Raw genomic sequence first — 25,086 nt, 5'->3', positions numbered from 1 at the left:
GCCTCGGCCGCGACATCGATCGCACGACCCGAACGTGTCGACTCGAACCCCGCCTCCGAAGTGGTTGCAATCTGCTACCGGTTTGGCCTAGCGTTCGCCTACCGATTGCAGATCGCAAGCAGATGCGGGAGGCGAAGAATGGGCGACACCGAGCCGCAGACCGCGGGCGGGAAGGTGCTCTGGCACTTCACGATGTCCCTGGACGGATTCGTGGCGGGGCCGAACCACGAGATGGACTGGATGATGACCGGGATCTCGTTCCGCCCTGACCTGGTCGAGGAGTATGTCGAGACCACGGGCGCCGTGCTGGGAGGGCGAGACGGCTGGGACGCCTTCCCGGACGCGGGCAACACCTATGGCGGTGCCTGGAAAGGGGCGACCTTCGTGCTCACCCACCACCCCGAGGACGCCGAGCCCGCCGACGGGGTCACGTTCCTGAGCTGCGACCTGGCCGAGGCGGTCCGGATCGGGCTGGCGGCGGCCGGCGGCAAGAACCTTGAGGTGCTCTCGCCGACCATCGGCCGCCAGCTTCTCGAACTCGGCCTGATCGACGAGATCGACCTGCACATCGCGCCGGTCCTGCTCGGCGAGGGCATCCGGCTGTACGACAACCCCGGCGGTGAGCCGGTACGCCTTCGCCGAGTGGGCGAGGGCGACCCCACGTCGGTCGTGAACGTGCGGTACCGGCCCACCGTGACGGCGAGGAAGGCCGCGGCAGAGAGCGGTCAGGACAACTGAACGACAGCGGTCGATGCCGGCCGGGCCACCGCCTAGCCGATCGACCGGGTGCCGGGCTGCGGCGACCGGCCTGCCGGAGTGATGGGGCGGCCCGATCAGCGGGTGAGCGTCTCCTCGGACCTTCGACGGGCGGGGACGAGCGGCGATCACCGCTGAGCGGCGCCGGGGAAGACACGTCCAAACGGACACGGTGGGTACGTCCAGAGGGACACGGATCATGCGGCTGTTCGGACACGGTGAGTGCGTCTGATCGGACACGGATCATGCGGCTGTTCGGACACGAAGCACTCGTCTGAGTTTCGGTCCCAGGCTGAAGGCGTTGCCGGTCAGTGCGCTCTGGCGACTGCGGCTCTGGTGAATCGCGGAGAGGGACCGCGCCGGGGCGGCCCCTCCGGAGAAAAGGCGCCTCAGGCGCCGGCGGCCTGGCGGGCGCGGCGGGCCTCGCGGCGCTCGACGAAGCGGGAGGCGGTGGTCTCCAGCCGGTCGAGGAAGTCGTAGAGCTCCTCGCGGGCCTTCTCGCCCTCGGCGCCGAGGCCCTTCATGTTGGCCACGTCCCACTGGCGCAGGACCGGCTGCAGGACGTCGTCGATGTGCAGGCGCAGGTCGTAGATTCCGGCGTTGGCGATGGTCATCGCCTTGCGGGTGAAGCCCTCGATGCCGGTGCCGGGCATCTGGAAGGTGGTGACGACGTCGGTCACCGCGCGCATGGTCTGGTCGGGGGTGAGCTGGAAGGCCGCGTTGAGCAGGTTGCGGTAGAAGAGCATGTGCAGGTTCTCGTCGGCGGCGATCCTGGCGAGCAGCCGCTCGCAGTTCGGGTCCTCGGAGGCCTTGCCGGTGTTGCGGTGCGAGATGCGGGTGGCCAGCTCCTGGAAGGAGACGTACGCCACCGAGGCGAGCACGCCCTCGTAGGAGTTGGTGAAGCCCTCGCTCATGTGCACCATCCGGGCACGCTCCAGCGCGACCGGGTCGACCGCGCGGGTGACCGTGAGGTAGTCGCGGATCGCGGTGCCGTGGCGGCCCTCCTCGGCGGTCCAGCGGTGCACCCAGGTGCCCCACGCCGCGTCGCGGCCCAGGGTTGTGGCGATCTCGTGGTGGTAGCTGGGGAGGTTGTCCTCGGTCAGCAGGTTGACGATGAGGGAGATGCGGGCTTCCTCGGGGATCTTGGTGTCGGTCTCGACCCAGGCGTCCCCGCCGTAGAGGCCGTCGTAGTTGCGCCCCTCCGACCAGGGAACGTACTCGTGCGGGAACCACTCCTTGGCCACCTTGTGGTGCCGGTCCAGCTCCCCCGCGACGACAGGCTCAAGTTCGAGCAGCAACTCGGTCTCACTGAACTCTCGCATCAGGTTTCTCCCTCGAAGACTACGGAACCGTAACCTACGTTAGCGTAGGTAAGGTCGCGATCGGTACGTGCCACATGTCTCGTTTACTCGACCATGAGCGATTCAAGGGAGCCGCTTCGCCGTCAGCCGAGCTCGATCGGCTGGCGAGGACGGCGGGTGTCGTCAGGGCTGTCGCCAGGGCTGGGCTGGGCGGGAATCGCCAGGTCACGCGCCTGTACGGCCGACCGGTGAGCGGACGCGTCGTCGCGGTGACCCGCCCAGAGGGCGGCCATCAGGATCAGCGTCATCTGGGAGAGCACCAGCAGGCGTTGCGCCAGGCCGTAGTGGTCGGCGCCCTCGATCAGCTCCGAGACGAGCGAGCCCGGGTGGGCGGCGAGGAACCAGACGAGCAGCCCCGTCGAGAAGACGGAGACCGCCGCCAGGGGGCCGTTCCCCGACCGGCGGCCGAGCATCCAGCCCGCGCAGGGCAGCGCGGTGAGGACCACGGCCGCCGACCAGCGGTGGATCTCCCCGGCGACCGAGACGACGCCGGGCGCCGCGTCGGTGGGGAACGCGGCGGTGAGCAGGAGTCCCAGCGCCGAGGCGACGAACAGCGCCCGCGCCGCCGCGCCGCGCACCGGCTCCACCCGGACGAGCAGGTACGCGACCCACAGACAGCCCATGGCCAGGGCGATCGTGCCGACCACCATCGCCCAGGCGCTGCCGTCACGCAGCGCGTAGTCACTGATCAGGCCACCCATCGGGTTCACCGTGTCCGCCGCGACCAGGTGCGCGTAGCCCATCGCCGCCAAAGCGACCAGCGGCCCGGCCACCCCCGGCCAGGCGGACGGCGGGCGCTCGTTCACCGCCGCACCCCCCGGCCGGTCGTCTCGGAGTCCGTCACGCGGCCTTCCTGAAATTCGAACGTGGAGTTCGTCGCGGCGCCTCCCCGCGGACCGTCTCCGAGCGCGATCGCCCCGGACCTCATCGCGCCACCTCCTGGTAGATCCTCTCGAACCGGGCGAGGGATGCCTGGTGGTCGTGGGTCAGCGCGATGGAACGGCTCGCGGCGCCCATCGTGGCCCGCTCCCGGGGCGAGACGAGCAGGGCGGTCAGGTGCCTGGCCAGCTCCTGGACGTCGCCGGGCTGGAACAGGTGGCCGTTCTCGCCGGGCCGCACCAGGTGCGGCAGGGCCATCGCGTCCGCGGCGACGACCGGCAGGCCACTGGCCATCGCCTCCAGCGTGGCGATGCTCTGCAGTTCCGCGACGCCCGGCATGGCGAAGACGTCGCCGGCGGCGTACACCTGGGGCAGCGTCTCGTCGGGTACGAACCCGAGGAAGGACACCCGGTCCCCGACCCCGATCCGGTCGGCGAGCCTGGCGAGCGCGGCCCGCTGCCCTCCGGTGCCCGCCAGCGCGATCTGCGCGTCGACGTTGTTGAGCACGTGCGGCAGGGCGCGGATGAGCTCGTCCAGCCGCTTCTCCTCGTCCAGCCGGCCGACGAACACGATCGTGTCCCGGTCGGGCAGGCCGAAGGCCCCGCGGGACCACGCCTTCGGCTCGGGGCGCGGCTGGAACCTCGCCAGGTCGATGCCGCAGGAGATGGGCTCCACCGGCGGGCCGAAACCCTTGGCCGTGAGCAGCCCGGCCGCGATCCGGGTGGGCGTGGTGACGCGGTCGGCCCTGGAGTAGACGCGGTTGAAGTCCCTCCAGGCCAGCGCTCCCGCTCCCTCGCGGAGGCGGCCGGGGATGTGCGCGAACTGGAAGAGGTTGTCCGGCATGAAGTGGTTGGTCGCCACGACGGGGACGCCCGCGCGCCGGGAGGCGGAGATGGCCGCGCGGCCGACGACGAAGTGCGCCTGCACGTGGACGACGTCGGGGGCGATCCTGTCGATCAGCCGGTCCAGCCGGGTCGGCACCGTGACCCGCATGGTCGGGTGGACCAGCACCGGAGCCGAGCGCAGCCGGTGCACGGTCACCCCGTCCAGGTGATCGGTCCTGGCCGGTCCCTCGTCCGAGGCGCACACCACGTGGACCTCGTTCCCCCGCTCGGCCAGTCCCTGGGCGAGCCGGTGGGCGAAGTAGGCGGCACCGTTCACGTCCGGCGGGTAGGTGTCGGCCCCGATCAGCACCCGGCGGGGCCGGGTGGGCAGGAGGGCGGGACCCGCTACCGAGGGCTGCAGGGTGGTGGCTGACATGGCCATCAAGGCTCCGTTCGTCGTGCTGTCACGTCATGTGGGGGGACATCGGGGTGGTACGGGCCAGCGCGACGGTTCCGCCCGCGACGAGGGCGGCGGCCACCAGTGCGGTGAGCGCGCTCGCCGCGCCCGTCGGCAGGGGTTCGCCGAGCAGGAGGGCACCGAAGGCGACGGCGGTGAGGGGGTCGGCCACCTGCAGGGCGGCGAACGCCACGCCGAAGTGGCCGACGGCGTAGGCGCGCTGGAGCAGTACCAGCGCGATCAGGGCGGGCATCGGGACGGCGAGCAGGAACCAGAACTCCCAGTCGCCGTCGACCAGGACGCGGGTGAGCGTGGCGGTCGCGCCGTACAGTACGCCCGCCCCCATGGCGAGCAGGCAGGCCCGCGCGGCGGGGGAGACCCGCCTGGCGAGGGCCCACAGCATCAGGGCGGCGGTGGCCGCCCCCGCGAGCAGGGCCACCGCCTCCCCGGTGCTGAGGTGGGGTTTGCCCGCGTGCTCGGGCACGACCATCACCAGGCCGATCAGCCCGACGGCGATCACCGCGGCCGAGGCCAGCTCGCCGGGCCGTGGCCTGCGGTGTCGCAGGGCCGCGGCGCAGGGCAGGGCGAACAGGAGGCTGGCCACGCCCAGCGGCTGCACCAGCGTGAGCGGGCCGTATTTCAGCGCGACGATGTGCAGGGCCGTGCCGCCCGCGATGGCCAGGCCGCCGAGCAGCCATCGGGGGCGCCGGGCGAGACGGCCGAGGCCGGCGTGGGGCGTGCCCGCCGCCTCGAACTGCTGCAGCGCGGCACCGAGTGCGAAGAACAGGGATCCCAGCAACGCCAGGCCGACCGCCAGCACAGTCATGCGCACTCCTCCCAAGCAGATGAAGCCATGGCGAGATGACCGGATCACCTCGTGGAGGCGTCCGTTCAGGGGCTTGTGGTGAACAGTCGAAGCGTCCCGCGCGGGCGGGCAGCGGAGCCATAGGGGTTCTCCCTGACTTCGCAGGGGATTCCCCGAGATTCGCGTCGGGGCCTTCGCCTCGCGGGCCGCTCCTGAGCGGGCTCGACCAGGCCGGGAACGCCTCCCTCACCGCCGAATCCGAATCCGAACCCGAACCCGAGGACCCGAGACCGAGGCCGACGTCGCCGACGGCATCCTCGTGTCCGGACGCCTCCGCGTCAGGCGGTCGCGCCGCCGCGTCGCTCACCCGAGGTGACCGGCGCGCTCTCCACGCGCGGCGCGGTACGGCGGTGGCGGAGGTGGCGGACGGCCTCGACCACGACGGTGATCGTCAGGGCGATGCCGAGACCGAGGAGCAGACCCTTGATCGGGTCGTTCTCGAAGGCCGCGCCGCCCACGTAGCCGATCAGTCCCGAGTAGATCGCCCAGCTCACCGCGGCGAGGGCGTCGAAGAGGGCGAACGAGCGCCGGGGATAGGCGACCGCGCCCATGGTCAGCGTGCAGGCGGTCCGGCCGCCGGGGATGTAGCGGGCCACCACGAGGACGAGCCCGCCCCGCTCGGCCAGCGCACCCTCCGCCCAGGCGAACGCCCGGCGGCTGCGCCTGCCGTTGCGCAGCCGGTCGTTGGTGGTACGCCCGATGGCGTACGAGACGTGGTCGCCCACGAACGCGCCCAGCGCGGCCACCACGATCACCAGGAGCAGGTCGGGGGCCCCGGTGGCGGCGGCGAACACCCCGGCGGTGATGACGGACGTCTCCGCCGGGACCACGGGAAAGAACCCGTCGAGCATCGCCAGCGCGAACAGCGCCAGGTAGATCCAGGGAGATGTCATCACATCGTGCAGGGCGTCGAGGATGGCCTGTGTCACGTCGGGCTCCAGCCGGGGGTCGCGGATGTCTCACCCAGCAGGCTGACGGCCCGGTACTTTCCGGACATCGGGGAGCACCCCGGTGTTCCTCATGACACGTCCCTGAAGAGCACCAGGGTCCTGTCTCCCCGCCCCTGAGAAACCGTCCGGGAAAGCCCTCGGGAAGCCGACCTTGGAAACCGGACAGAGCCGGTCACATCGCACGAGGACGATCGTGTCCCCACCGGCTCACGGCGCCCCTCGGGAAGAGGGCTCAGGTCCCATTAGTTGAGCTGCCAGACGGCGAAGTTCAGCGAGGCCGCGTACGTCACCCAGAGCAGGTAGGGCACGAGCAGCCAGGCGGCCGGGCGGCTGATCCGCCGGAACATCACGATGTTGAGCGCGATCGCGAGCCAGAGGACGACGATCTCCGCGAACGCCAGACCGTACTGCCCGGCGCCGAAGAACAGCGGCGTCCAGGCCGCGTTGAGGACCAGCTGGACCGCGTAGACGCCGAGCGCCGGGGTGAGGCCGCCCGCCGACCAGGCGAGCCAGCCGGACAGGGCGATCAGGATGTAGAGGAACGTCCAGGCCGGGCCGAACAGCCACTGCGGCGGCGCCCACGGCGGCCGTTCCAGCGACAGGTACTCACCGCCGGCGTTCCCGGCCGCCAGCGACCCCACCACCGCCACCAGCACGAGCGCGACGACGAACACCGGCAGGCCGGCCCAGCGTTTCGGTTGCTGTGTGATGACCATAGAACCTCCCTGCCCGCTTCTTCGCGGAACTACCGCGCGGCGGTTTCGCGTCCGGGGGAGCGGGGTTCGATCGGCGTGGGGCACGAGGGATGGGAAGCGCCTTCCGGGGAGCCGTCTCTCCCCGAGCTCTCCGGCCGTATCGAGGAGACGCGGTCAGCGCCGGAGCTCCCCGCACCGGCCGTATCGAGGAGGCGTGATCAACGGCGGAGCGGTCGCCGCGGTCGCTCCGCCTCCGGGCCGCCCGGCCGGCCCCGGAGATAGGCGAGGACGGCGAGGACACGGCGGTGGTCGTCCTGCGCGACGGGCAGGTCGAGCTTGGTGAGGATGCCGGCGATGTGCTTGGACACCGCCGCCTCGGTGACCACCAGCGCGCGGGCGATGGCGGCGTTGGAGCGGCCCTCCGCGACCAGGCCGAGGACCTCCCGCTCACGCGGGGTGAGCCGGGACAGCGGCCCGCGCCGGAGGCCGAGCAGTTGCCGCACCACCTCCGGGTCCACGACCGTGTGCCCCTCGGCGACCCGCTCCACCGCGTCCACGAACTCCCGCACCTCGCCGATCCTGTCCTTCAGCAGGTAGCCGATCCCCGCGCCGCCGTCGGAGTCGAGCAGCTCGGCCGCGTAGGTCTGCTCGACGTACTGGCTGAGCACCAGGACGGCGAGCCCGGGGTGGGAGGCGCGCAGCGCGAGCGCGGCGCGCAGTCCCTCGTCGGTGAAGCCGGGCGGCATGCGCACGTCGACGACGACGATGTCGGGTTCGTGCTCGGCCACGGCGGCGATCAGCGCCTCGCCGTCGCCGACCGAGGCGACCACCTCGTGGCCGAACCGGTCGAGGAGCCCGGCGAGCCCTTCGCGGAGCAGCACGCCGTCCTCGGCGAGGGTTATCCGGAGACGGGACACGGGATCTCCACACGTAGCGACGTCGGCCCGCCGGGCGGGCTGGACAGGGTCATCACGCCGTCGGTCACGGCGACCCGGTCGGCGAGCCCGGTGAGCCCCGACCCGGCGGCCGGGTCGGCGCCTCCCACCCCGTCGTCGCCGATCTCCAGCACCAGCGTGCCGTCGAGGAGCCGGCCGTACACGAAACCGCGCCGGGCCAGGCTGTGCTTGGCGATGTTGGCGAGCGCCTCCGACACGACGTAGTAGGCGGTCACCTCGATCGGGGACGGCAACCGGCAGGGCAGCGAGACGTCGACGTGGACGGGGAGGGGAGAGCGGCCCGCCACATCGCGTACCGCCGCGCCCAGCCCCCGGTCGGTGAGCACCTGGGGGTGGACGCCCCGGATCAGCTCGCGCAGCTCGGCGAGGGCGCGTTTGGCCTCCTCGTGCGCCTCGACGATCTGCGCCTCGGCGGGCGACCCCGGCGGCAGGTCGAGCCGGGCGAGGCCGAGTCTCATGCTGAGGGACACCAGTCGCTGCTGGGCGCCGTCGTGCAGGTCGCGCTCGATCCGGCGGCGTTCGGCCTCGAACGCGTCGACGAGCCGGGCGCGAGAGCGGATGATCTCCGTGTGGCCCGGCGCGAGGACGGCCCGCGTGATCAGGGCCCGGGTGCCCGCCCACGCGGCCGTCATGTAGGCGAAGAGCGGGAACAGCAGCAGCCCGGCGACGAACAGCGGCACGCCGTCCAACGGGTCCATGCCCGGCTGGAAAGGCCCGGAGATCAACAGCAGCGGCAGCCAGAGCGCCGACGAGACCAGTCCCAGGTCCATCAGCCACATCACGGACACCGCGACGACCGTGAACCCCAGCTCCCGCCAGGTCGCCTGCTCGCGCAGGCGGGTGGTGAGCCAGGCCCACGGCCCCGGGCGCGGTGGCCTCAGGTGCGGATCGGGCACGGGCGCGCCGTCCACCAACCGGAGCCGCCATCGTTCGAACGCCCCCGACGGCAGGGTGAGCACGATCACGGCGAACAGCCCGGCCACGGTCGCGAACCCGACGCCGTAGGCGTAGGCCGCGTAGATCATCACGCACGCGGCCACCGCGTGGATCGCGCTGCACAGCAGGTAGGCGAGCGAACGCCAGGGCCATGAGGAGCGGAGGAACACCGACGGCCTGCGGGTCATCGCCGCCAAGGCAGTACGGGCGAACACCCTCCGACGTTAACCGATCCGGGGGTGCGGGCGCGGTAGTGCCAGGTCTACCCTCACCTCTCGCCCCTGCGCCAATGCGCCGGCACGGCACGGGCGGCTTTGCTGAACGGCATGCACTCGACAGATCACAGGGAGACCGTGCGGCTGCGGGCGGTGCGCCGGCTGTACGGCACGGCCGCCCACCCGGTGAAGGCCCTCGACGGGGTGACGGCGAGCTTCCGCGCGGGCACGCTGACGGCGATCATGGGGCCTTCCGGATCAGGGAAGTCCACCCTGCTGCACTGCGCGGCGGGCCTGGACCGGCCGACCGACGGCACGGTCGCCATCGAGGACACCGACCTCGGCTCGCTGAACGAGAACGGCCTCACCCTGTTGCGCCGCGAGCGGGTGGGGTTCGTCTTCCAGGCGTTCAACCTGGTGTCCGCGCTCACCGCCGAGCAGAACGTCGCGTTGCCGCTGCGCCTGGCCGGCCGCGCGGCCCCGGCCGGCCTGATCCGGGCGGCGCTGGCGGAGGTCGGCCTCGCGGACCGGGCGGGGCACCGGCCCAGCGGCCTGTCCGGCGGCGAGCAGCAGCGCGTGGCCATCGCGCGGGCGCTGATCACCAGGCCCGCCGTGGTGTTCGCCGACGAGCCGACCGGCCAGCTCGACACCAGGGTGTCGCACCAGGTCCTCGGCATGCTGCGCGGGCTCGTCGACGACCACGGACAAACAATGATCATGGTGACGCACGACCCGGTGACGGCCTCCTACGCCGACCGGGTGCTCTTCCTCGCCGACGGGCGCGTGGTGGACGAGTACACCGGAACCGTCACCGCCGAGATCGTCGCCGCCCGGATGGCCGCACTGGAGGTCGTGCCGTGCTGACCTTCGCGACATCGCGGGAGCGGTGGCACTCCTTCGCCGGGGGGTTCGTCGTGCTCTTTCTCGGCATGACGACGGTGTCGATGAGCGTCCTCGCCCTCACCTCGGCCGGGGCGAGGGTGCCCGACCGGCTGGCGGGGGCGCCCGTGTTCGTCTCGGTGCCGGCGATCGAGCGGGGCGACGGTAACTTCGCCCCGGATCCTCCCTGGTCGCCGGAGACGGTCGCGTCGCTGCGGGAACGGCTGGGCGCGATCCCCGGGGTGGCACACGCCGTACCGGATCGGATGTTCTACGCGCAGCCGGTCGTCGACGGCAGGCCGGCGGCGGGTGACCGGGGGTACGCGTGGTCGGCGGCGGCGCTGGCGCCGTACACGCTGACGGCGGGCGCCGCGCCACGGGAGGGCGAGGTGGCGCTGGACCGGTCGCTCGGGCTCGCGCCGGGGGCGCGGGTGCGGGTGCTGACCGCGCACGGGCCGGTGACGTACACGGTGTCCGGCACGGTGAACGGGCCCGGGGTGTACCTGAGCGACACCGAGGCGGCCCGCGTACCGGCGGGGGTGCGCGCGATCGGCCTGGTCACCGAGCCGGGGGCGGACATTTTCGCGGTCGCCGCGGCCGCACGGACGGTGGCCGGCGCGTCCGGGGTGGTGCGCACGGGGGAGGGGCGCGACGTCCTGGAGACGCGGGAGCACGAGCGGACCCGATGGATCGGCCTGCAGGTCCTCACCGGGATGGCCACGCTGTCGGTGTTCGTGTCGATCCTGGTCGTGGGCTCGACGTTCGCGGTGGGGGTGGCGCAGCGGCGGCGCGAGTTCGGCCTGCTGCGCGCCGTCGGCGCGACGCCGCGCCAGGTGCGGCGGATGGTGTACGGCGAGGCGCTGCTGGTCGGTGTGATCGCGACGGCGGCGGGGGTGGCGGCCGGAGCGTCGCTCGCTCCCGTGCTGGGGGACGTGCTGGTCACGGCCGGGTTCGAACCGCCGGGCTTCGCGGTGCGGTTGTCGGTGCCGCCGCTCGCGGGTTCGTTCGCGATGGGGGTGGTCGTCACGCTGGCGGGGGTGTGGTCGGCGTCCGGGCGGGCCGCGCGCGTGCGTCCGCTGGAGGCGTTGCGCGAGGCCGAGGTGGACGACCGGCCGATGCCGCGCGCGCGGTGGATCGCCGGGGCGGTGTGCTGCGCGCTGGGACTGGTGGCCGCGGTCGACGCGTGGGGCTCGGACGGCTCTGAGGCGTTCGCGCTGTCGGGCCTGGTCGCGGCGATGGGGGTGATCGCGGGGGTGGCGCTGCTCTCGCCCGCGATCGTGCCGCCGGTGGCGCGGCTGGTGTCGTGGCCGCTCGCCCGGGGCCGGGGCGCGACCGGGACGCTCGTCAGGGAGAACGCGCTGACCGCGGTCCGCCGCACCGCGGCCACGGCCACCCCGGTACTGGTCACGGTGGGCTGCGCGATCCTGATCACGGGAATGGTGCGGACGACGGCCGCGGCGTTCGCCGAGGTGCGCGCCACCACGATCCGGGCGGACGCGGTGATCGTGCCGGACGGTACGCCGGGGCTCACGGACACGGCGGCGTCGGCCTCAGGCGCACGATCGTCCCTGTTCGGCGCCCTGTTCGAGCCGGACGGCGGTGTTTTGAGCGCCATCGGTGCCACCCCGGAACTCCTGGAGTCGGCGGGTGACGTCCAGGTGGTGTCCGGCTCGCTCGACGCGCTCAGGGACGCCGACCGGGTGCTCGTGGCGGACTGGCTGGCCGAGGACCGGGGGCTGCGGCCGGGCTCGCCGCTGCCGGTGTCGTTCGAGGACGGCACCTCGGCGTCACCGACGGTGGCGGGCGTGGTCCGGGAGGCGGGCGCCGACGTCCTGCTGTCCCGCGAACTGTTCAGAAGGCACGACGCGACGACCCTCGCCAAGGAGGCGTACGTCGCGGGCACCCCGGCACCGCCGGGTCCGGGGGCACGCGCGGTGGACGTCCGCACCTACTCGGCGGAGGCGGACGCCGAGGAGGACCGGCTCGTGTGGATCGCGACCGTGCTCCTCGTCGTGGTGTCCACGGCCTACGCGGGCGTGGCGATCGTGAACACGATGGTGATGTCGGCGGCCGGGCGCGTCCGCGACCTCGCGGTGCTGCGCCTGTCGGGCGCGACGGGACGGCAGGTGCTCGGGACGGTGGCCGCCGAGTCGGCGCTCGTGGTGCTGCTCGGCGCGGGGCTGGGGCTCGTGGTGGCGTTGCCCGCGCTGATGGGCATGCGAGGCGCCCTCGCCACGGCGATGCGCGCGGACGTCCCCCTCGTGGTGCCGTGGCCGCTCATCCTGGGGGTGATCGCCGCCTGCCTGGCCCTCGCCGTCTGCGCCGCCGTACTCGCCGCCCGCCCCGCCGTACGGCTCCCGGCGAGGCGCTGACCGTTCCGGACGCTCCGAACACCGTGCGTCCACCCCGCCCCGGACACCGGGTGACCGGCGCGGCGACGGCCGCGCGGGGCGGGAACCCGAGCGGTCAGGGGGCAGGGGCGGGCGGGAGTCCGGGCGCTAGGCGGGCGGGGCGGCGATGGCCGGGGTGGCGACGGGGTCGTGGTGCAGGCGGCTCAGCATCCGGCGGAAGGCGTACAGGGAGAAGGCCACGGCCAGGCCGCTGATCACGGCCACGGCGCTGGTGCGGACCAGCAGGTAGGTGCCGATCGACTCGTGCAGCAGGAGCCAGATGCTCACCGCGGAGTTGGCGAGCAGCACGAAGGCCCACAGCAGGGTGATGCGGGCGAAGAAGCGGCGGACCCGCTCGTGTCTCAGCACCGCGGAGGGCAGGTGGATGTAGTCGAGGGTGAGCCTCTGCACCAGCGGGCGGTTGAGGCGCACCGAGGCGAGGAAGAGCACGCTGATGCAGATCGTCCCGAGCTCCGGCTGCAGGAAGTAGATCACCGCGCTCCCGGTCCAGAACCCCAGCAGCGCCCGCACGGTGATCGCGACGGTGGCGAGGATCATCGTCCCCGGCACGGGGACCCGCCGGACCAGCCGCCACCCCACCCCCGCGTACACCCAGGCGACCGCCGCGATCAGCGCGCCCTTGAGGCCGAGGAGGGCGAGGGCGGCGTAGAAGACGGCGAGGGGGGCGACGACGCCCTCCAGCAGTCTCGGCGCGGCCTGCCTGGCCAGAGCGGCGAGACGCGGGAGGACGATGGGCTGGTGGCTCATTGACGCTCCACGGGCTGGTGCGACGGCAGACGCTGGACGCTCACGCCTACCCCGGCATGACACGAACATGTCAGTCGTCGCAGGGGGTGCTGGAAAGGGCTACCTCCGGTGTTCACCGGGCACTCACCGTACCCGACGCCGGTTCGTGCTCTCGCGAAAACAACTCAATAACACTGCAATAACGGTTGAGAACGGTGAGGATCATTACGATTCTCCAGAAGGATCACTACGCCGGTAACGGTTATGAAACAGGAGCTTTCCCGATCGTGTCCGGTCCGCGACGATGAGAGACATGGCAGTGCTGCGCACGCACGCGTCCCGCCGTTCCACCGAGGGTGTCGAGAATGTGGCGGCCCAGCTCCTCCGCTGGCCGGCCCTGGCGCTGAAGCGCACCAGAAAAGGGCTCGGGTTCCGGGCCGATGGCCGGGAGATCGTCAGGATGTCCGGCGACCACACCGCGGAACTGCTCCTCACCAAACCCGTGATCGACCGATGGGCGCGGGTGCTCACCGACTGCCGCCGGGTCACCCCCGGAGCCGACGACGGGTGGGTGGCCATGTCCATCGAGGGCCGGGCCGACGCCGAACTGTTCCTCTCGCTCGTCAGCGTCGCGATCAAGGCGAACCAGACCTCGCGATAGCCGATCTCGGGCCACTCCTCTCGCTCGTCGGTGTCGCCGTCGCGACCCGGAGTCCTTGATAGCCGGCCTCGCGCCGAAGTCGACGAACGGCGCCCCCGCGCCCGTCGGCGGCCGACGCCCTTCCTCCCCCGTGTTTCCCGGACGGCGTGAGCGTCCGGCGTTTTTTTGGGCCTTGTGTCAGGGGTGTGTCAAGGCTACGATCACGACAACTCTTAGGAAACTTTCCTAAAAGAAGTGCCGACCGGGGGTGCCCATGGCTCGCGCGTCCCCTCCCCTCGACCCCTAGCTGCGACAACCCGACGGCGGCAGCCGTCGCCACCGAAGGTCCGACCGTCCGGACGCCTCACCCCCCAGGTTCCACGTCCATCGGAGCGATCATGCGGCGCGCCCTTTCCCCACCCGTCCTGACTGCGGCTGCAAGCCCTCGCCGAGGCCTGCCCACGCCCGGCGTCACGGCCGTCCCCCTCCTCGCCGTCACGGCCCTCGCCACGCCCGCCATCGATACGGGTGTCCGCACGGCGCTCATCGGCGCCGCCGTCGCCCGCCCCGAGGACTCAGGCCGGCGCCCGCGAGCCACGGCCGAGCACCGCCGTCCGGGAGCCACGAGCCGGTGACGCCCCGCCGATCCCGGCGGTCCCCGGCGCCCCGCGCCGATCAACGGAACGGTCCCCGTCCCTGGGCGAGACCGAGCCCACCCCGCCGTACGGCCCGCGCCACATCCGCGCACCCCCCTCGCGCGGCGCGGGCCGTACGGTCACCCCACGAAACGCATGAGGTCAACGTGAAACCACACGCCATCGCTCGTTCTCTCGTCGCACTGGCGGCACTGCTCCTGTCGATGACGGTCGCGCTACCCGCCCAGGCCGCCTCGGTCACCGCCGTCTTCACCAAAACCTCGGACTGGGGTACCGGTTTCGAGGGCAAGTACACGATCACGAATGGTGGTACGACGGCGATCAACGGCTGGTCGGTCGCCTTCGATCTGCCCTCGGGGGCGAACGTCGGGTCTTTCTGGGACGCGGCGATGAGTCGTAGCGGGCAGCGTTTCACCTTCAGCAACGTCGGCTGGAACGCCACCATCGCTCCGGGGGCGACGGCGAGTTTCGGTTTCAACGGCAGTCCGGGTGGGGTGGTCCCGTCGAACTGCACGCTCAACGGCGTGGCCTGCGGTGGCGGTACTCCCACCATCCCGGGTACGCCAGGCACTCCGTCGGTGACGGGGACGACGAACTCGTCGATCTCGTTGTCGTGGGGTGCCTCCAGTGGCACCGTGACGGGGTATCGGGTTTATGAGGGGTCGACGCAGCGGGCGCAGGTGAGTGGTACGAGTGCCACGATCGGTTCGCTGGGGACGTGCACCTCGCACACGTACACGGTCAGGGCGTACAACGCGCAGGGTGAGTCGGCCGCGAGCGGCGCGGTGAGCGCCACCACCACCGGCTGCACCGGCGGCGTCCCCGGCAAGCCGGGCGCGGTGGCCGCGACGGGCGGCGCGAACAGCGTGGCGCTGTCATGGGGCGCGTCCTCGGGAACGGTGACCGGCTACCGGGTGTACGAGGGGTCGACGGTGCGGGCGACCGTGACCGGGACGAGCACGACGGTGTCCGGGCTGGGTGTGTGCGAGGCGCACACCTACACGGTGGCGGCGTACAACTCCGCGGGCGAGAGCCCCAAGAGCGACCCGGCGAGCGCGACCACGACCGGCTGCACCGGCGGAGGCCAGCTGCCCAAGCACTTCCTCACCGGCTACTGGCACAACTTCGACAACCCGGCCGTCGAACTGCGGCTGTCGGCGGTGCCCAACGAGTACGACCTGGTCGCGGTCTCCTTCGGAGAGGCCACCGCCACCCCCGGTGAGGTCGTCTTCGCCGTGGACCCGGGCCTGTCCGCCTCCCTCGGCGGCTACACCGACGCCCAGTTCAGGGCCGACGTGCAGACCCTCCACTCCCGTGGCAAGAAGGTCATCCTCTCGGTCGGCGGCGAGGCGGGCCGCGTGCAGGTGGCGAGCGCCGCCGCCGCGACCAAGTTCGCCGACACCGTCTACGCCCTGATGCAGAGCTACGGCTTCGACGGCGTCGACATCGACCTGGAGAACGGGCTCAACTCCACCTACATGGGCCAGGCACTCCGGTCGCTGCGGGCGAAGGCGGGCGCGAACCTGATCATCACGATGGCGCCGCAGACCATCGACATGCAGTCCACCGGCGCCGAGTACTTCAAGCTGGCGCTGAACATCAAGGACATCCTCACCGTCGTCCACACCCAGTTCTACAACTCGGGCTCCATGCTCGGCTGCGACCAGACGTTCGCCTACTCGCAGGGGTCGGTCAACTTCATGACCGCGCTCGCCTGCATCCAGCTGGAGAACGGGCTGCGTCCCGACCAGGTGGCGCTCGGACTGCCCGCGGGACCCGGCGCGGCGGGCGGCGGGATCGTCGCCCCCGCCCTGGTGAACCAGGCCCTCACCTGCCTCGCCACCAGGACCGGCTGCGGCAGCTTCGTGCCGCCGCGCGCCTACCCCGGGATCCGCGGCGCGATGACCTGGTCGATCAACTGGGACGCCAGCAACAACTGGAACTTCTCCAGGACCGTCAAGCCGCACCTCGCGACCCTGCCCTAGCCCCCGCACCTCAGACCCCGGACCCGCCCGGCACCTCACCGTCCACGACGCGCCCGGGCGGGCCCGAGACCCCCGACCCCGCACCTCCGATCTCCTCCCCCCAACCGAGGAAGTGCCATGAGATTTCGACGAACGCTGACCGCGGTCCTCGCCGCGCTCGGCATGTCAATCGGCCTGTCAACGGTCGCGACCCCCGCGTTCGCGGCACCCACCACCGCCGTCTTCACCAAAACCTCGGACTGGGGTACCGGTTTCGAGGGCAAGTACACGATCACGAATGGTGGTACGACGGCGATCAACGGCTGGTCGGTCGCCTTCGATCTGCCCTCGGGGGCGAACGTCGGGTCTTTCTGGGACGCGGCGATGAGTCGTAGCGGGCAGCGTTTCACCTTCAGCAACGTCGGCTGGAACGCCACCATCGCTCCGGGGGCGACGGCGAGTTTCGGTTTCAACGGCAGTCCGGGTGGGGTGGTCCCGTCGAACTGCACGCTCAACGGCGTGGCCTGCGGCGGCGGCAGCGTCCCGGGAACCCCCGGCACACCTGGCACCCCGTCGGTGACGGGGACGACGAACTCGTCGATCTCGTTGTCGTGGGGTGCCTCCAGTGGCACCGTGACGGGGTATCGGGTTTATGAGGGGGGTACGCAGCGGGCGCAGGTGAGTGGTACGAGTGCCACGATCGGTTCGCTGGGGACGTGCACCTCGCACACCTACACGGTCAGGGCGTACAACGCGCAGGGTGAGTCGGCCGCGAGCGGCGCGGTGAGCGCCACCACCACCGGCTGCACCAACCCCGACCCGGGCGGCAAGATGGCCGGAGCCCCCTACCTCTACATGGGCTGGGGCAACCCGCCCAACCCGGTGACCGTCATGAACGCCACCGGCGTGAAGTCCTTCACCATGGCGTTCATCCTGTCCAGCGGCGGCTGCAACCCCGCCTGGGACGGATCGAGGCCGCTCACCGGCGGCGCCGACCAGGCCGCGATCAACCAGATCAAGGCCGCGGGCGGCAGCGTGCAGATCTCCTTCGGCGGATGGTCGGGCAACAAGCTCGGCCCGAACTGCTCCACCCCGGCGGCCTTCGCCGGAGCGGTGCAGCAGGTGATCAACGCCGTCGGTCCCGCGGTCGTCGACTTCGACATCGAGAACACCGACGAGTTCGAGAACTACACCGTCCAGGACCGCATCCTCAACGGCCTGAAGATCGTCAAGCAGAACAACCCGAACGTCAAGGTCGTCGTCACCTTCGGCACCTCGACCACCGGCCCGACCTCCCACGGCATCCGCCTGATCAACCAGGCCAAGGCGCTCGCCGTGCCGATCGACAACTACACGATCATGCCGTTCGACTTCGGCGCCTCGAACATCTACACCGCCACCGTCAACGCCTCGGAGGGCCTGAAGAACGCGCTCAAGGCAGCCAACGGCTGGACCGACGCGCAGGCGTACGCCCGCATGGGCATCTCCGGCATGAACGGCCTGTCCGACCAGCAGGAACTGACCACGGTCGCGACCTGGACCCAGATCCGCGACTGGGCCAAGTCCAAGGGCCTGACCCGCTTCGCCTACTGGTCGGTCAACCGCGACCGTCCCTGCCCGGGCGGCGGCGTGACCTCCAACTGCAGCGGGATCGCCCAGAGCGACTGGGACTTCACCCGCGTCACCGCCGGCTTCTGACCCGCGCGGAGCGGGCCCGCCCAGGACGAGAACGTCCGGCGCGGGCCCGTCCGACGCGGAGCACGCGCCGGGCGAAGGCGCCCGGCACGTGCGCGGAACGGAACCGCGTGCCACGTCAGGCCCGAACGGTCCCACCGGACGCCCGGCGCTGGCGCGGAACGGAAACGCTCCGCGCTTCCCGCACGACCCGTCCGGCACGGCCCGCACCCCGCCCGGGGGCGGGCCGTGCCCCACGAACACCCTCCTAAAGATCCTTGCGGGGTAAATCGGATGTACCTCAGGAAACTCGCGGCGATCGCCGTACTGGCGCTGGGCGGGACGACGCTCGCCGCGTCACCCGCCCACGCCGCCAACATCGCGGTCAACCCCGGCTTCGAGAGCGGGCTGACCGGCTGGACCTGCACGGCGTCCTCCGGAGCCACGGCGGTGTCCACTCCGGTCCACAGCGGCACCAGGGCACTGCAGGCCACACCGGCCGGGAACGACACCGCCCGCTGTCAGCAGACGATCAGCGTCAGACCGTCCTCGGCCTACACCCTGTCGGCCTGGGTGAGGGGCGGCTACGTCTTCCTCGGCGCGACCGGCACCGGTGGCACCGACCCCAGCACATGGGCGTCCTCACCGTCGTCCTACGTCCAGCTGTCGACCTCGTTCACCACCGGCGCCTCGACCACCTCGGTCACGATCTACGTCAACGGCTGGTACGGCCAAGGCGTCTACCAGGCCGACGACGTCGTCCTCGACGGAGCACCGGGGCAGGGACAGCCTCCCGCGGCGCCCACCGGGCTCACCGGCACCGGCAACGCCACCACCGCCTCGCTGAGCTGGAGCGCCTCCTCGGGCGCGACCGGCTACAACGTCTACCGCAACGGGACGAAGGTCGGCACCGCCACCGGGACCACCTACACCGAGACCCCCGGTGCGGGGACGCACAGCTACCAGGTGAGCGCGACCAACGCCTCGGGCGAGTCCGCGAAGTCCGGCGCGATCTCCGTCACGGTCGGCGGCAGCCAGCCACCCCCGTCCGCACCCTCGGGGCTCGCCGCCACCGTCAGCGGCACGAGCGTCGCGCTGAGGTGGAACGCCTCCTCGGGCGCGACCGGTTACAACGTCTACCGCAACGGGACGAAGATCGGCGCACCCACCGCGACCTCCTACACCGACAGCCCCGGTGCGGGGACGCACAGCTACCAGGTGAGCGCGACCAACGCCTCGGGCGAGTCCGCGAGGTCCGGCGCGGTCTCCGCGACCGTCACCGGCACACCCCCCGGCAACCTGCCCAAACGGGTGCTGGTCGGCTACCTGCACGCCTCCTTCGCCAACGGCTCCGGCTACACGCGGATGGCGGACGTACCCAACGCCTGGGACGTCATCAACCTCTCCTTCGGCGAACCCACCTCGGTGACCTCGGGAGACATCCGCTTCACCCAGTGCCCGGCCGCCGAATGCCCCAACGTCGAGTCCGAGGCCGAGTTCATCGCCGGAATCCGGGCCAAGCAGGCACTCGGCAAGAAGGTGCTGATCTCGATCGGCGGCCAGAACGGCCAGGTCCAGCTGAGCACCACCGCCGCACGCGACAGGTTCGTCCAGTCGGTGAGCGCCATCATCGACAGGTACGGCCTCGACGGGCTGGACATCGACTTCGAGGGCCACTCCCTCTATCTCGACAACGGCGACACCAACCTGTCCGCCCCCACCACCCCGGTCATCGTCAACCTGATCTCCGCGCTCAAGACCCTCAAGGCCAGGTACGGCACGCGGTTCGTGCTGACCATGGCCCCCGAGACGTTCTTCGTCCAGCTGGGCTACCAGTTCTACGGTCCCGGCCCGAACGGCTCCGCCGACCGGCGGGCCGCCTCGTACCTCCCCGTCATCCACGCGATGCGCGACGACCTGACCCTGCTGCACGTCCAGGACTACAACTCCGGGCCGATCATGGGGCTGGACAACCAGTACCACACCATGGGCGGCCACGACTTCCACGTCGCCATGACCGACATGCTGCTCGCGGGCTTCCCCATCGCGGGCAACCCGAACAACGTCTTCCCCGCCCTGCGCCAGGACCAGGTCGCGATCGGCCTGCCCGCCGCCCCGTTCGCGGGTAACGGTTTCACCACGGTCGCCGAGGTTCAGAAGGCCTTCGACTGCCTGGCCAAGGGGACGAACTGCGGGACGTACCGGCCCAGAGGGGTCTACCCGAACCTCCGGGGCCTGATGACCTGGTCGATCAACTGGGACAGGTACAACGCCTTCGAGTTCTCCCGCAACCACCGGGCCTATCTCGACGGCCTGGGCTGATAACCCCTCGCCGCCGGAGGAGACGGACCTCCGGCGGCGAGGTTCCACCCCGGTGTGCCCCGCGGGTTCTCCTGCGCGCGCCCGCGCCCCGAGACGGTCACCCGTCGTGACGGCCTTGATCCAGAAAGCCGTAAAACTGGCAGAGTGGTCTCGTTTTGGGAATGCGGGTGGCTGGCTGGTCGCCAGGTCGGGCAGGCTAGGGGCCGTCATGGACTACGCAATTCTCACGGGGTTCGTCCTCGTCACCGGTGTCGTGCTCGCCCTGGTAGCGCAATGGAAAGGCTGGAGACCCTCCCTCCTGGTCGTGCTGGGAGTGGGAATCGCCTTCAGAGTGCTCATCATGGCCACATCGGCGGTGGACACCTGGCAACCGGTCGACTTCATCAACAGCTTCAAGCCCGCCGGCGAGGCGGTCCTGAACCGTGAGGATCCCGTGCTGGGCAGCTCGGGAGGCTGGCACTTCCTGCCGACCATCCCCTACGTCTACGGTCTCCTGCTCTGGCTGGGCATCCCCTGGGAGGTCGGCGGGCGCCTGGTCACCGTGGTCGCGGACATCGTGCTGATCCCGCTGGTCGGCAAGCTCGCCGGGGGGCCCAACGCCTCGCTGCGCGCCTTCCAGTACGCCTGCAACCCGCTCGCCATCCTCGTCGCCTCCGTCCACGGCCAGGTCGAGCCGGTCGCCCTGGTCTTCGGCGTCGCCGCCTTCGTCGTCGCCCGAGGCCCCGGCGACCCCCACCGGCCGGGCATGACCACCAACCCGGTCGCGATGGTGCGGCAGAGCGTCGCCCTCCACGGCCTCGCCGGCGCCGTACGGCACGCCTTCGGCCCGGACGGGGTGCTCCGAGCGGCGCTCACCCCGCGCGAGGGCGACCGGCAGTCGCTGCGCCGGGCCCTGTTCGCGGGACTGCTGATGGGGCTCGCGCTGTGCGCCAAGAGCTGGCCGATCTGGCTCATCCCCGGCCTGCTCCTGCTGCTGCCCACCTTCCGCGCCCGCGCCGTGGCGTTCGTGGCCACGGGCATCGCGCCGATCTTCTTCCTCGTCACCCTGCCGATCTTCGCCGGTACCTCGCTGAGCCAGATCCCCGAGGTCATCCGGGTGATCCAGGACATCCGCCCGATCGTCGGCCAGTGGGGCTACAGCGCCATCCTCATGAACGGCGTCAACGACCTCAACCAGGGGATCGCCACCTTCGGCACCCGCCTGATCTACGTCACCATGCTGATCACGGCCTTCCTGTGGCGCCGTGCCGACCCGATCGACCTCACCACGGCGCTGCTGCTCGCCTTCATGGTCACCACCCCCAGGCTCGGCGCGCAGTATCTCCTGTGGTTCATGCCGTTCCTGATCGCCCGCCCCACCCGCTTCGCGTGGCCCGCGATCATCGGAGCCTCACTCTGGGCGGGGTACGGCTACCTCTACATGACCCAGTTCGACTCCGCCACCTGGCGAAGTCTCCACGTCGTCTGGTCGCAGGCGTCCATCGTGCTGCTGCCGATCCTGGCGCTCGCCATGCCCTGGGAGCGCCGGGTCTTCCGCGCACCCGCCACCCCCTCCTCCGAGGGGCCACCGCCGTCGACACCCGTCTCCGCCTCCACCTGAGCTCCCGCATCGCCTGACCTCCGTGTCCGCGTCCCCGTCACAGCCGCGTGGCGGGGCCCCGGCAGGCTCCGGCGAGCCCTGGCCTGGCTGATAGGTTCCGGTCCTGTGACGAGCACCGTGGAAATCCTGCGATACACCGCTTTCACCCACGATCCCGAAGGAGGAAACCCCGCCGGGATCGTTCTCGACGCGGCCGGCCTCTCCGACGCGGAGATGCTGGCCGTCGCCGCCGAGGTCGGATACTCCGAGACGGCTTTCCTGACCGCCCGCGACGACGAGCGGCGCGCCTTCACGGTCCGGTATTTCGCCCCCTCGGCCGAGGTGGCGTTCTGCGGGCACGCCACGATCGCCACCTCGGTGGCGCTCGCCGAACGCCTCGGGATCGGGCGTCTGGCCTTCGACACCAGGGCGGGTGAGATCGTCGTCGACACCGAGATCGTCGACGACGCGCTCCGCGCCACGCTCACCAGCGTTCCCACGTACTCCAGGCCCGTCGCGGAGGACGCGCTGGAGGAGGCGCTCACCGCCCTCGGATGGTCCCGCGACGACCTCGATCCGGCCTTCCCGCCGCACGTCGCGTTCGGCGGCGTCGATCACCTCATGATCGCCGCGGCCTCTCGCGAACGCCTGGCCGACCTCGACTACGACTACGAGCGGCTGAAGGCGGTCATGACCCGCGAAGGCTGGACGACGGCGAACCTGTTCTGGCGGGAGAGCGACGAGCGGTTCCACGCCCGCAACCCGTTCCCGGTCGGGGGCGTCGTGGAGGACCCCGCCACCGGGGCCGCGGCCGCCGCGTTCGGCGGCTACCTGCGAGTCCTCGGGACCGGCTCCTCGGAGTTCACGGTCATCCAGGGGGTGGACATGGGACGGCCCAGCACGCTGAAGGTCTCGATCGCCTCCGTGGACGGCCGAAGCCGGGTGAGCGGCGGAGCGGTCGCGATGGAGACCGCCTGACCCCGAGCCGCGGGCACCGCGCGCGGGCCGGGGTGACGGCCCGCGCGGACCCGGTCAGGTGCTCTCGCCACCGGACCGATCGAGCAGCCGCTTCAGGGGCACACCCGCCAGCCGCCGTACCTCGTTCGCCATGTGGGCCTGGTCGGCGTAGCCGCTGAGCGCGGCGACCTCGGCCGCCGTGACCCCGCGCCTGGCCAGGCCAAGCGCCCGCTGAAACCTGACCACCCGCTGCAGCACCTTCGGCCCGTAGCCGAAGGCCCGCACGGACCGGCGCAGAAGCTGTCGCTCACCGAGTCCCAGCTCCCAGGCCACCTCCCGCACGCTCCGCCCGGCCCGCAGTGCCTCGGCGATCGCGGGCGCCGAGGGGTCGGGCCCGGGCGTCGTGCGCAGCCGTACGACCAGAGCCCGCTGTACGCCGTCGAAGAGCGGCTCCGACGGCCGGAGTCCCGCGAGGGGCTCCAGATCGGACAGTTCCGAGAGGGATTCGAGGTCGGACAGCGGCACCCGCAGGTCGCGCAGGCTGTCGAGCGGCACACCGAACAGTTCGCCCACCGCGCCGGGCCTGAACCGGACCCCGGCGTATCGGTCACCCGGCACCATCCGGACGGGTTTCGGCCCCGTGTCGGGTCCCGCGACCTGCGCTCCCCTCGGACCCCAGATCAGGTCCACACAGCCGTCGGGCACGACCGGCTGCGTCGCGGCCGAGGACGACTCGTTGACCCACAGGCAGGCCACCCGCCCGGCGAGGCGAGGATCCGGCGCCCACTCGCGATACATGGCCTCAGGGTACGGGCGGCGAGGACTTCACCTCGTCCCCGCCCGGCTTCCTCTCCGGCGCGGGCCTCTCGTCCTCGGGAACCTCCCCGGAGACGAGGGCGACGGCCCACTTGCCGTCGGGGTCGCTGTCGAGCAGCAGCGCGCGGGTCAGCAGGCTGAGGGGGATGGCGAGCAGTGCGCCCAGTGGGCCGAGGACGAACGTCCACAGGATGAGCGAGAGGAAGGTGACGGTGGTGGACAGACCGACGGCGTCACCGAGGAACTTCGGCTGGATCAGCGACTGCACCACGAAGTTGATCAGCATGTAGGCGACGATCACGAGGATCATGGTTTTGGGCCCGCCCTCCAGGAGGCCGAGCAGAGCGGGCGGAATCAATCCCAGGACGAAGCCGATGTTGGGGATGTAGTTCGTGATCAGCGCCAGCACGCCCCAGAGGAGGGGGAGTGGCACACCGAGAATCCAGAGCGCGGCCACGTCCAGCGCGGAGCAGATCAGCCCGAACCCCGTCGAGACCAGGAGGTAGCGGCGGGTCTTGTGGGCGAAGTTGTTGAGTGCCTCAATAAGCAGGGGCCTGCGCTCCGCCCCCATGGCGAGGATCCTGGAGAAGGCCTGAGCGTCCAGGCACATGGCGAGGAGCAGGACGATGATGAGGACCAGTCCGGAGAAGACGCCCAGCAGCCCCGAGACGAATCCCTGCGCGAGCGCGAAGATCTTCCCTGGGTCGAAGGAATTGATCGCCTCGTTCATCTGCTGGGTGCCGAAGCCGAGCCTGGCCGCCTGCTCCTGTGCCTCCGCGACGAGCCGGCTGAACTGCGCGTCGTAGGTGGGCGCGAGTGCCGCCATCTGCGCTATCGCCACGGTCAGGATCGCCACCATGCCCAGGAGGACGAGCAGCACGATCACCAGGGGGATCGCCACCAGCGTCCACCCGGGAGCCCCGCGTCCGCGAAGCCAGGTCCTGACCGGGGAGACCGCGAGGACCAGGACCAGGGCGAGCAGTACCGGTCCGACGATCGACCCGATCTCCTTGATGCCCGCCAGGGTGACCACGGCCCCCGCGGTGCAGAGGAGTACGACGAGCGCCCTGGGCAACACTCTTTGGTCCGTCATAACGGACCCTCTACCCAGCAGCCGGGAAACACGTCACGGCAGGGCGCGCACTTCGATTTGACGGAGTGCGGCGACGTACATAGAGTTCACAGGCCCGAGGGGGTCGGCGGAGATCGCCAGAGCCTCGGGACCCTCCTTCTGATCATCTCCCTTCGTCGGGGCGCATGCGTCACGCCGAGATCCGGTTGGACAACGATCGGATGTTGGAGTAAGTTAGAGGGGTTGCCCTGGAAACGGGGTGGCCGCAATCCTAGCGGGTTCGGCGGGTTCGAGTCGAGGGTCGGAAAATCCGACAGTTTGACACGAAACCGACACTCCTGATAAGATAGTGATACGAAATGGAACGCCCCGGAGTTCTGCCGGACCGGTTGGTCGGGTGTGGGTGATGGTGTACGCGTCCGTTTCTTGAGAACTCAACAGTGTGTTAAAAGCCAGTGCATGAAGCACAACCCCGTCCTACCCGCTTCGGTGGGGG

The 25,086-nt window shown here is 71.1% G+C and carries 20 protein-coding genes; 9 read left to right on the top strand and 11 right to left on the bottom strand.

The features are described from left to right. Positions 1-138: 138 nt before the first annotated feature. The gene (locus ABT352_RS31525) at positions 139-738 is read left to right on the top strand and encodes a dihydrofolate reductase family protein (protein WP_350948626.1); all 600 of its coding nucleotides are present in this window, start codon (positions 139-141) and stop codon (positions 736-738) included. A gap of 407 nt (positions 739-1,145) precedes the next feature. Here the strand turns inward: ABT352_RS31525 and ABT352_RS31520 are convergent, their stop codons facing one another. The 8 genes from ABT352_RS31520 to ABT352_RS31485 all read right to left on the bottom strand — a co-directional run bounded on the left by ABT352_RS31520 (position 1,146) and on the right by ABT352_RS31485 (position 8,894). Further along, complete coding sequence (locus ABT352_RS31520) at positions 1,146-2,078, bottom strand: acyl-ACP desaturase (protein ID WP_350948625.1); 933 nt, start codon at positions 2,076-2,078, stop codon at positions 1,146-1,148. 122 nt (positions 2,079-2,200) lie between these two features. Next, positions 2,201-2,923 (bottom strand): DUF998 domain-containing protein, encoded by a 723-nt coding sequence (locus tag ABT352_RS31515; RefSeq protein ID WP_350948624.1) that lies wholly within the window; start codon positions 2,921-2,923, stop codon positions 2,201-2,203. Positions 2,924-3,041: 118 nt separating this feature from the next. After that, a complete protein-coding gene (locus ABT352_RS31510) occupies positions 3,042-4,262 on the bottom strand; it encodes a glycosyltransferase (protein ID WP_350948623.1) in 1,221 nt (406 codons plus the stop codon). Positions 4,263-4,284: 22 nt separating this feature from the next. Then, positions 4,285-5,103, bottom strand: coding sequence for a DMT family transporter (locus tag ABT352_RS31505; protein ID WP_350948622.1), 819 nt, complete (start codon positions 5,101-5,103; stop codon positions 4,285-4,287). A gap of 317 nt (positions 5,104-5,420) precedes the next feature. Next, positions 5,421-6,071, bottom strand: coding sequence for a DedA family protein (locus ABT352_RS31500; RefSeq protein ID WP_350948621.1), 651 nt, complete (start codon positions 6,069-6,071; stop codon positions 5,421-5,423). Positions 6,072-6,334: 263 nt separating this feature from the next. After that, a complete protein-coding gene (locus tag ABT352_RS31495; RefSeq protein ID WP_350948620.1) occupies positions 6,335-6,808 on the bottom strand; it encodes a TspO/MBR family protein in 474 nt (157 codons plus the stop codon). 197 nt (positions 6,809-7,005) lie between these two features. Next, complete coding sequence (locus tag ABT352_RS31490) at positions 7,006-7,704, bottom strand: response regulator (RefSeq protein WP_350948619.1); 699 nt, start codon at positions 7,702-7,704, stop codon at positions 7,006-7,008. After that, a complete protein-coding gene (locus ABT352_RS31485) occupies positions 7,686-8,894 on the bottom strand; it encodes a sensor histidine kinase (RefSeq protein WP_350948618.1) in 1,209 nt (402 codons plus the stop codon). Before ABT352_RS31485 ends, ABT352_RS31490 begins: the two co-directional genes overlap by 19 nt. Positions 8,895-9,005: 111 nt before the next feature. On the opposite strand from ABT352_RS31485, the gene ABT352_RS31480 reads away from it, so the two are divergent. Together ABT352_RS31480 and ABT352_RS31475 are read left to right on the top strand one after the other, a co-directional pair. Further along, positions 9,006-9,758 carry an ABC transporter ATP-binding protein gene (locus ABT352_RS31480; RefSeq protein WP_350948617.1) on the top strand — a complete coding sequence of 251 codons (753 nt, stop codon included), beginning with the start codon at positions 9,006-9,008 and terminating at the stop codon, positions 9,756-9,758. Then, the gene (locus ABT352_RS31475) at positions 9,752-12,145 is read left to right on the top strand and encodes an FtsX-like permease family protein (protein WP_350948616.1); all 2,394 of its coding nucleotides are present in this window, start codon (positions 9,752-9,754) and stop codon (positions 12,143-12,145) included. Before ABT352_RS31480 ends, ABT352_RS31475 begins: the two co-directional genes overlap by 7 nt. Positions 12,146-12,271: 126 nt before the next feature. Here ABT352_RS31475 and ABT352_RS31470 read toward each other — a convergent pair whose 3' ends face one another. Then, positions 12,272-12,931 carry a VC0807 family protein gene (locus ABT352_RS31470; RefSeq protein WP_350948615.1) on the bottom strand — a complete coding sequence of 220 codons (660 nt, stop codon included), beginning with the start codon at positions 12,929-12,931 and terminating at the stop codon, positions 12,272-12,274. Positions 12,932-13,223: 292 nt separating this feature from the next. Here ABT352_RS31470 and ABT352_RS31465 point away from each other — a divergent pair, with 292 nt between their 5' ends. From ABT352_RS31465 to ABT352_RS31440, 6 genes are all read left to right on the top strand, one after another. Then, positions 13,224-13,571: a luciferase domain-containing protein gene (locus ABT352_RS31465; RefSeq protein WP_350948614.1), complete on the top strand. Its 348-nt coding sequence runs from the start codon at positions 13,224-13,226 to the stop codon at positions 13,569-13,571. Positions 13,572-14,352: 781 nt separating this feature from the next. After that, entirely contained in the window at positions 14,353-16,191 is a 1,839-nt protein-coding gene (locus ABT352_RS31460) for a cellulose binding domain-containing protein (RefSeq protein ID WP_350948613.1), read from the top strand. A gap of 117 nt (positions 16,192-16,308) precedes the next feature. Then, on the top strand, positions 16,309-17,868 hold the full coding sequence (locus tag ABT352_RS31455; RefSeq protein WP_350948612.1) for a cellulose binding domain-containing protein: 1,560 nt from the start codon (positions 16,309-16,311) through the stop codon (positions 17,866-17,868). 270 nt (positions 17,869-18,138) lie between these two features. After that, the gene (locus tag ABT352_RS31450) at positions 18,139-20,166 is read left to right on the top strand and encodes a carbohydrate binding domain-containing protein (protein ID WP_350948611.1); all 2,028 of its coding nucleotides are present in this window, start codon (positions 18,139-18,141) and stop codon (positions 20,164-20,166) included. 208 nt (positions 20,167-20,374) lie between these two features. Then, positions 20,375-21,766: a putative hexosyltransferase gene (locus ABT352_RS31445; RefSeq protein ID WP_350948610.1), complete on the top strand. Its 1,392-nt coding sequence runs from the start codon at positions 20,375-20,377 to the stop codon at positions 21,764-21,766. Positions 21,767-21,883: 117 nt separating this feature from the next. Then, complete coding sequence (locus ABT352_RS31440) at positions 21,884-22,723, top strand: PhzF family phenazine biosynthesis protein (RefSeq protein ID WP_350948609.1); 840 nt, start codon at positions 21,884-21,886, stop codon at positions 22,721-22,723. A gap of 54 nt (positions 22,724-22,777) precedes the next feature. Here ABT352_RS31440 and ABT352_RS31435 read toward each other — a convergent pair whose 3' ends face one another. Both ABT352_RS31435 and ABT352_RS31430 read right to left on the bottom strand, forming a co-directional pair. After that, positions 22,778-23,500 (bottom strand): DUF6597 domain-containing transcriptional factor, encoded by a 723-nt coding sequence (locus ABT352_RS31435; protein WP_350948608.1) that lies wholly within the window; start codon positions 23,498-23,500, stop codon positions 22,778-22,780. 4 nt (positions 23,501-23,504) lie between these two features. Next, a complete protein-coding gene (locus tag ABT352_RS31430) occupies positions 23,505-24,611 on the bottom strand; it encodes an AI-2E family transporter (protein WP_350948607.1) in 1,107 nt (368 codons plus the stop codon). Between the last annotated feature and the right edge of the window lie 475 nt (positions 24,612-25,086).

Origin of the sequence: Streptosporangium sp. NPDC000563 (assembly GCF_040299985.1) — a bacterium.
In the GTDB taxonomy this organism is placed as follows: Bacteria; Actinomycetota; Actinomycetes; order Streptosporangiales; family Streptosporangiaceae; genus Streptosporangium.
Note: the sequence above shows the minus strand (reverse complement) of the source record. Positions and strands in the feature narration are given on the sequence as shown.

Excerpts from the sequence above, each read along its gene's own strand:
- ABT352_RS31525 (WP_350948626.1), top strand. The coding sequence starts at position 139 with ATGGGCGACACCGAGCCGCAGACCGCGGGCGGGAAGGTGCTCTGGCAC.
- ABT352_RS31520 (WP_350948625.1), bottom strand. The coding sequence starts at position 2,078 with ATGCGAGAGTTCAGTGAGACCGAGTTGCTGCTCGAACTTGAGCCTGTC.
- ABT352_RS31510 (WP_350948623.1), bottom strand. The coding sequence starts at position 4,262 with ATGGCCATGTCAGCCACCACCCTGCAGCCCTCGGTAGCGGGTCCCGCC.
- ABT352_RS31505 (WP_350948622.1), bottom strand. The coding sequence starts at position 5,103 with ATGACTGTGCTGGCGGTCGGCCTGGCGTTGCTGGGATCCCTGTTCTTC.
- ABT352_RS31495 (WP_350948620.1), bottom strand. The coding sequence starts at position 6,808 with ATGGTCATCACACAGCAACCGAAACGCTGGGCCGGCCTGCCGGTGTTC.
- ABT352_RS31480 (WP_350948617.1), top strand. The coding sequence starts at position 9,006 with ATGCACTCGACAGATCACAGGGAGACCGTGCGGCTGCGGGCGGTGCGC.
- ABT352_RS31470 (WP_350948615.1), bottom strand. The coding sequence starts at position 12,931 with ATGAGCCACCAGCCCATCGTCCTCCCGCGTCTCGCCGCTCTGGCCAGG.
- ABT352_RS31465 (WP_350948614.1), top strand. The coding sequence starts at position 13,224 with ATGGCAGTGCTGCGCACGCACGCGTCCCGCCGTTCCACCGAGGGTGTC.
- ABT352_RS31455 (WP_350948612.1), top strand. The coding sequence starts at position 16,309 with ATGAGATTTCGACGAACGCTGACCGCGGTCCTCGCCGCGCTCGGCATG.
- ABT352_RS31450 (WP_350948611.1), top strand. The coding sequence starts at position 18,139 with ATGTACCTCAGGAAACTCGCGGCGATCGCCGTACTGGCGCTGGGCGGG.
- ABT352_RS31445 (WP_350948610.1), top strand. The coding sequence starts at position 20,375 with ATGGACTACGCAATTCTCACGGGGTTCGTCCTCGTCACCGGTGTCGTG.
- ABT352_RS31435 (WP_350948608.1), bottom strand. The coding sequence starts at position 23,500 with ATGTATCGCGAGTGGGCGCCGGATCCTCGCCTCGCCGGGCGGGTGGCC.
- ABT352_RS31430 (WP_350948607.1), bottom strand. The coding sequence starts at position 24,611 with ATGACGGACCAAAGAGTGTTGCCCAGGGCGCTCGTCGTACTCCTCTGC.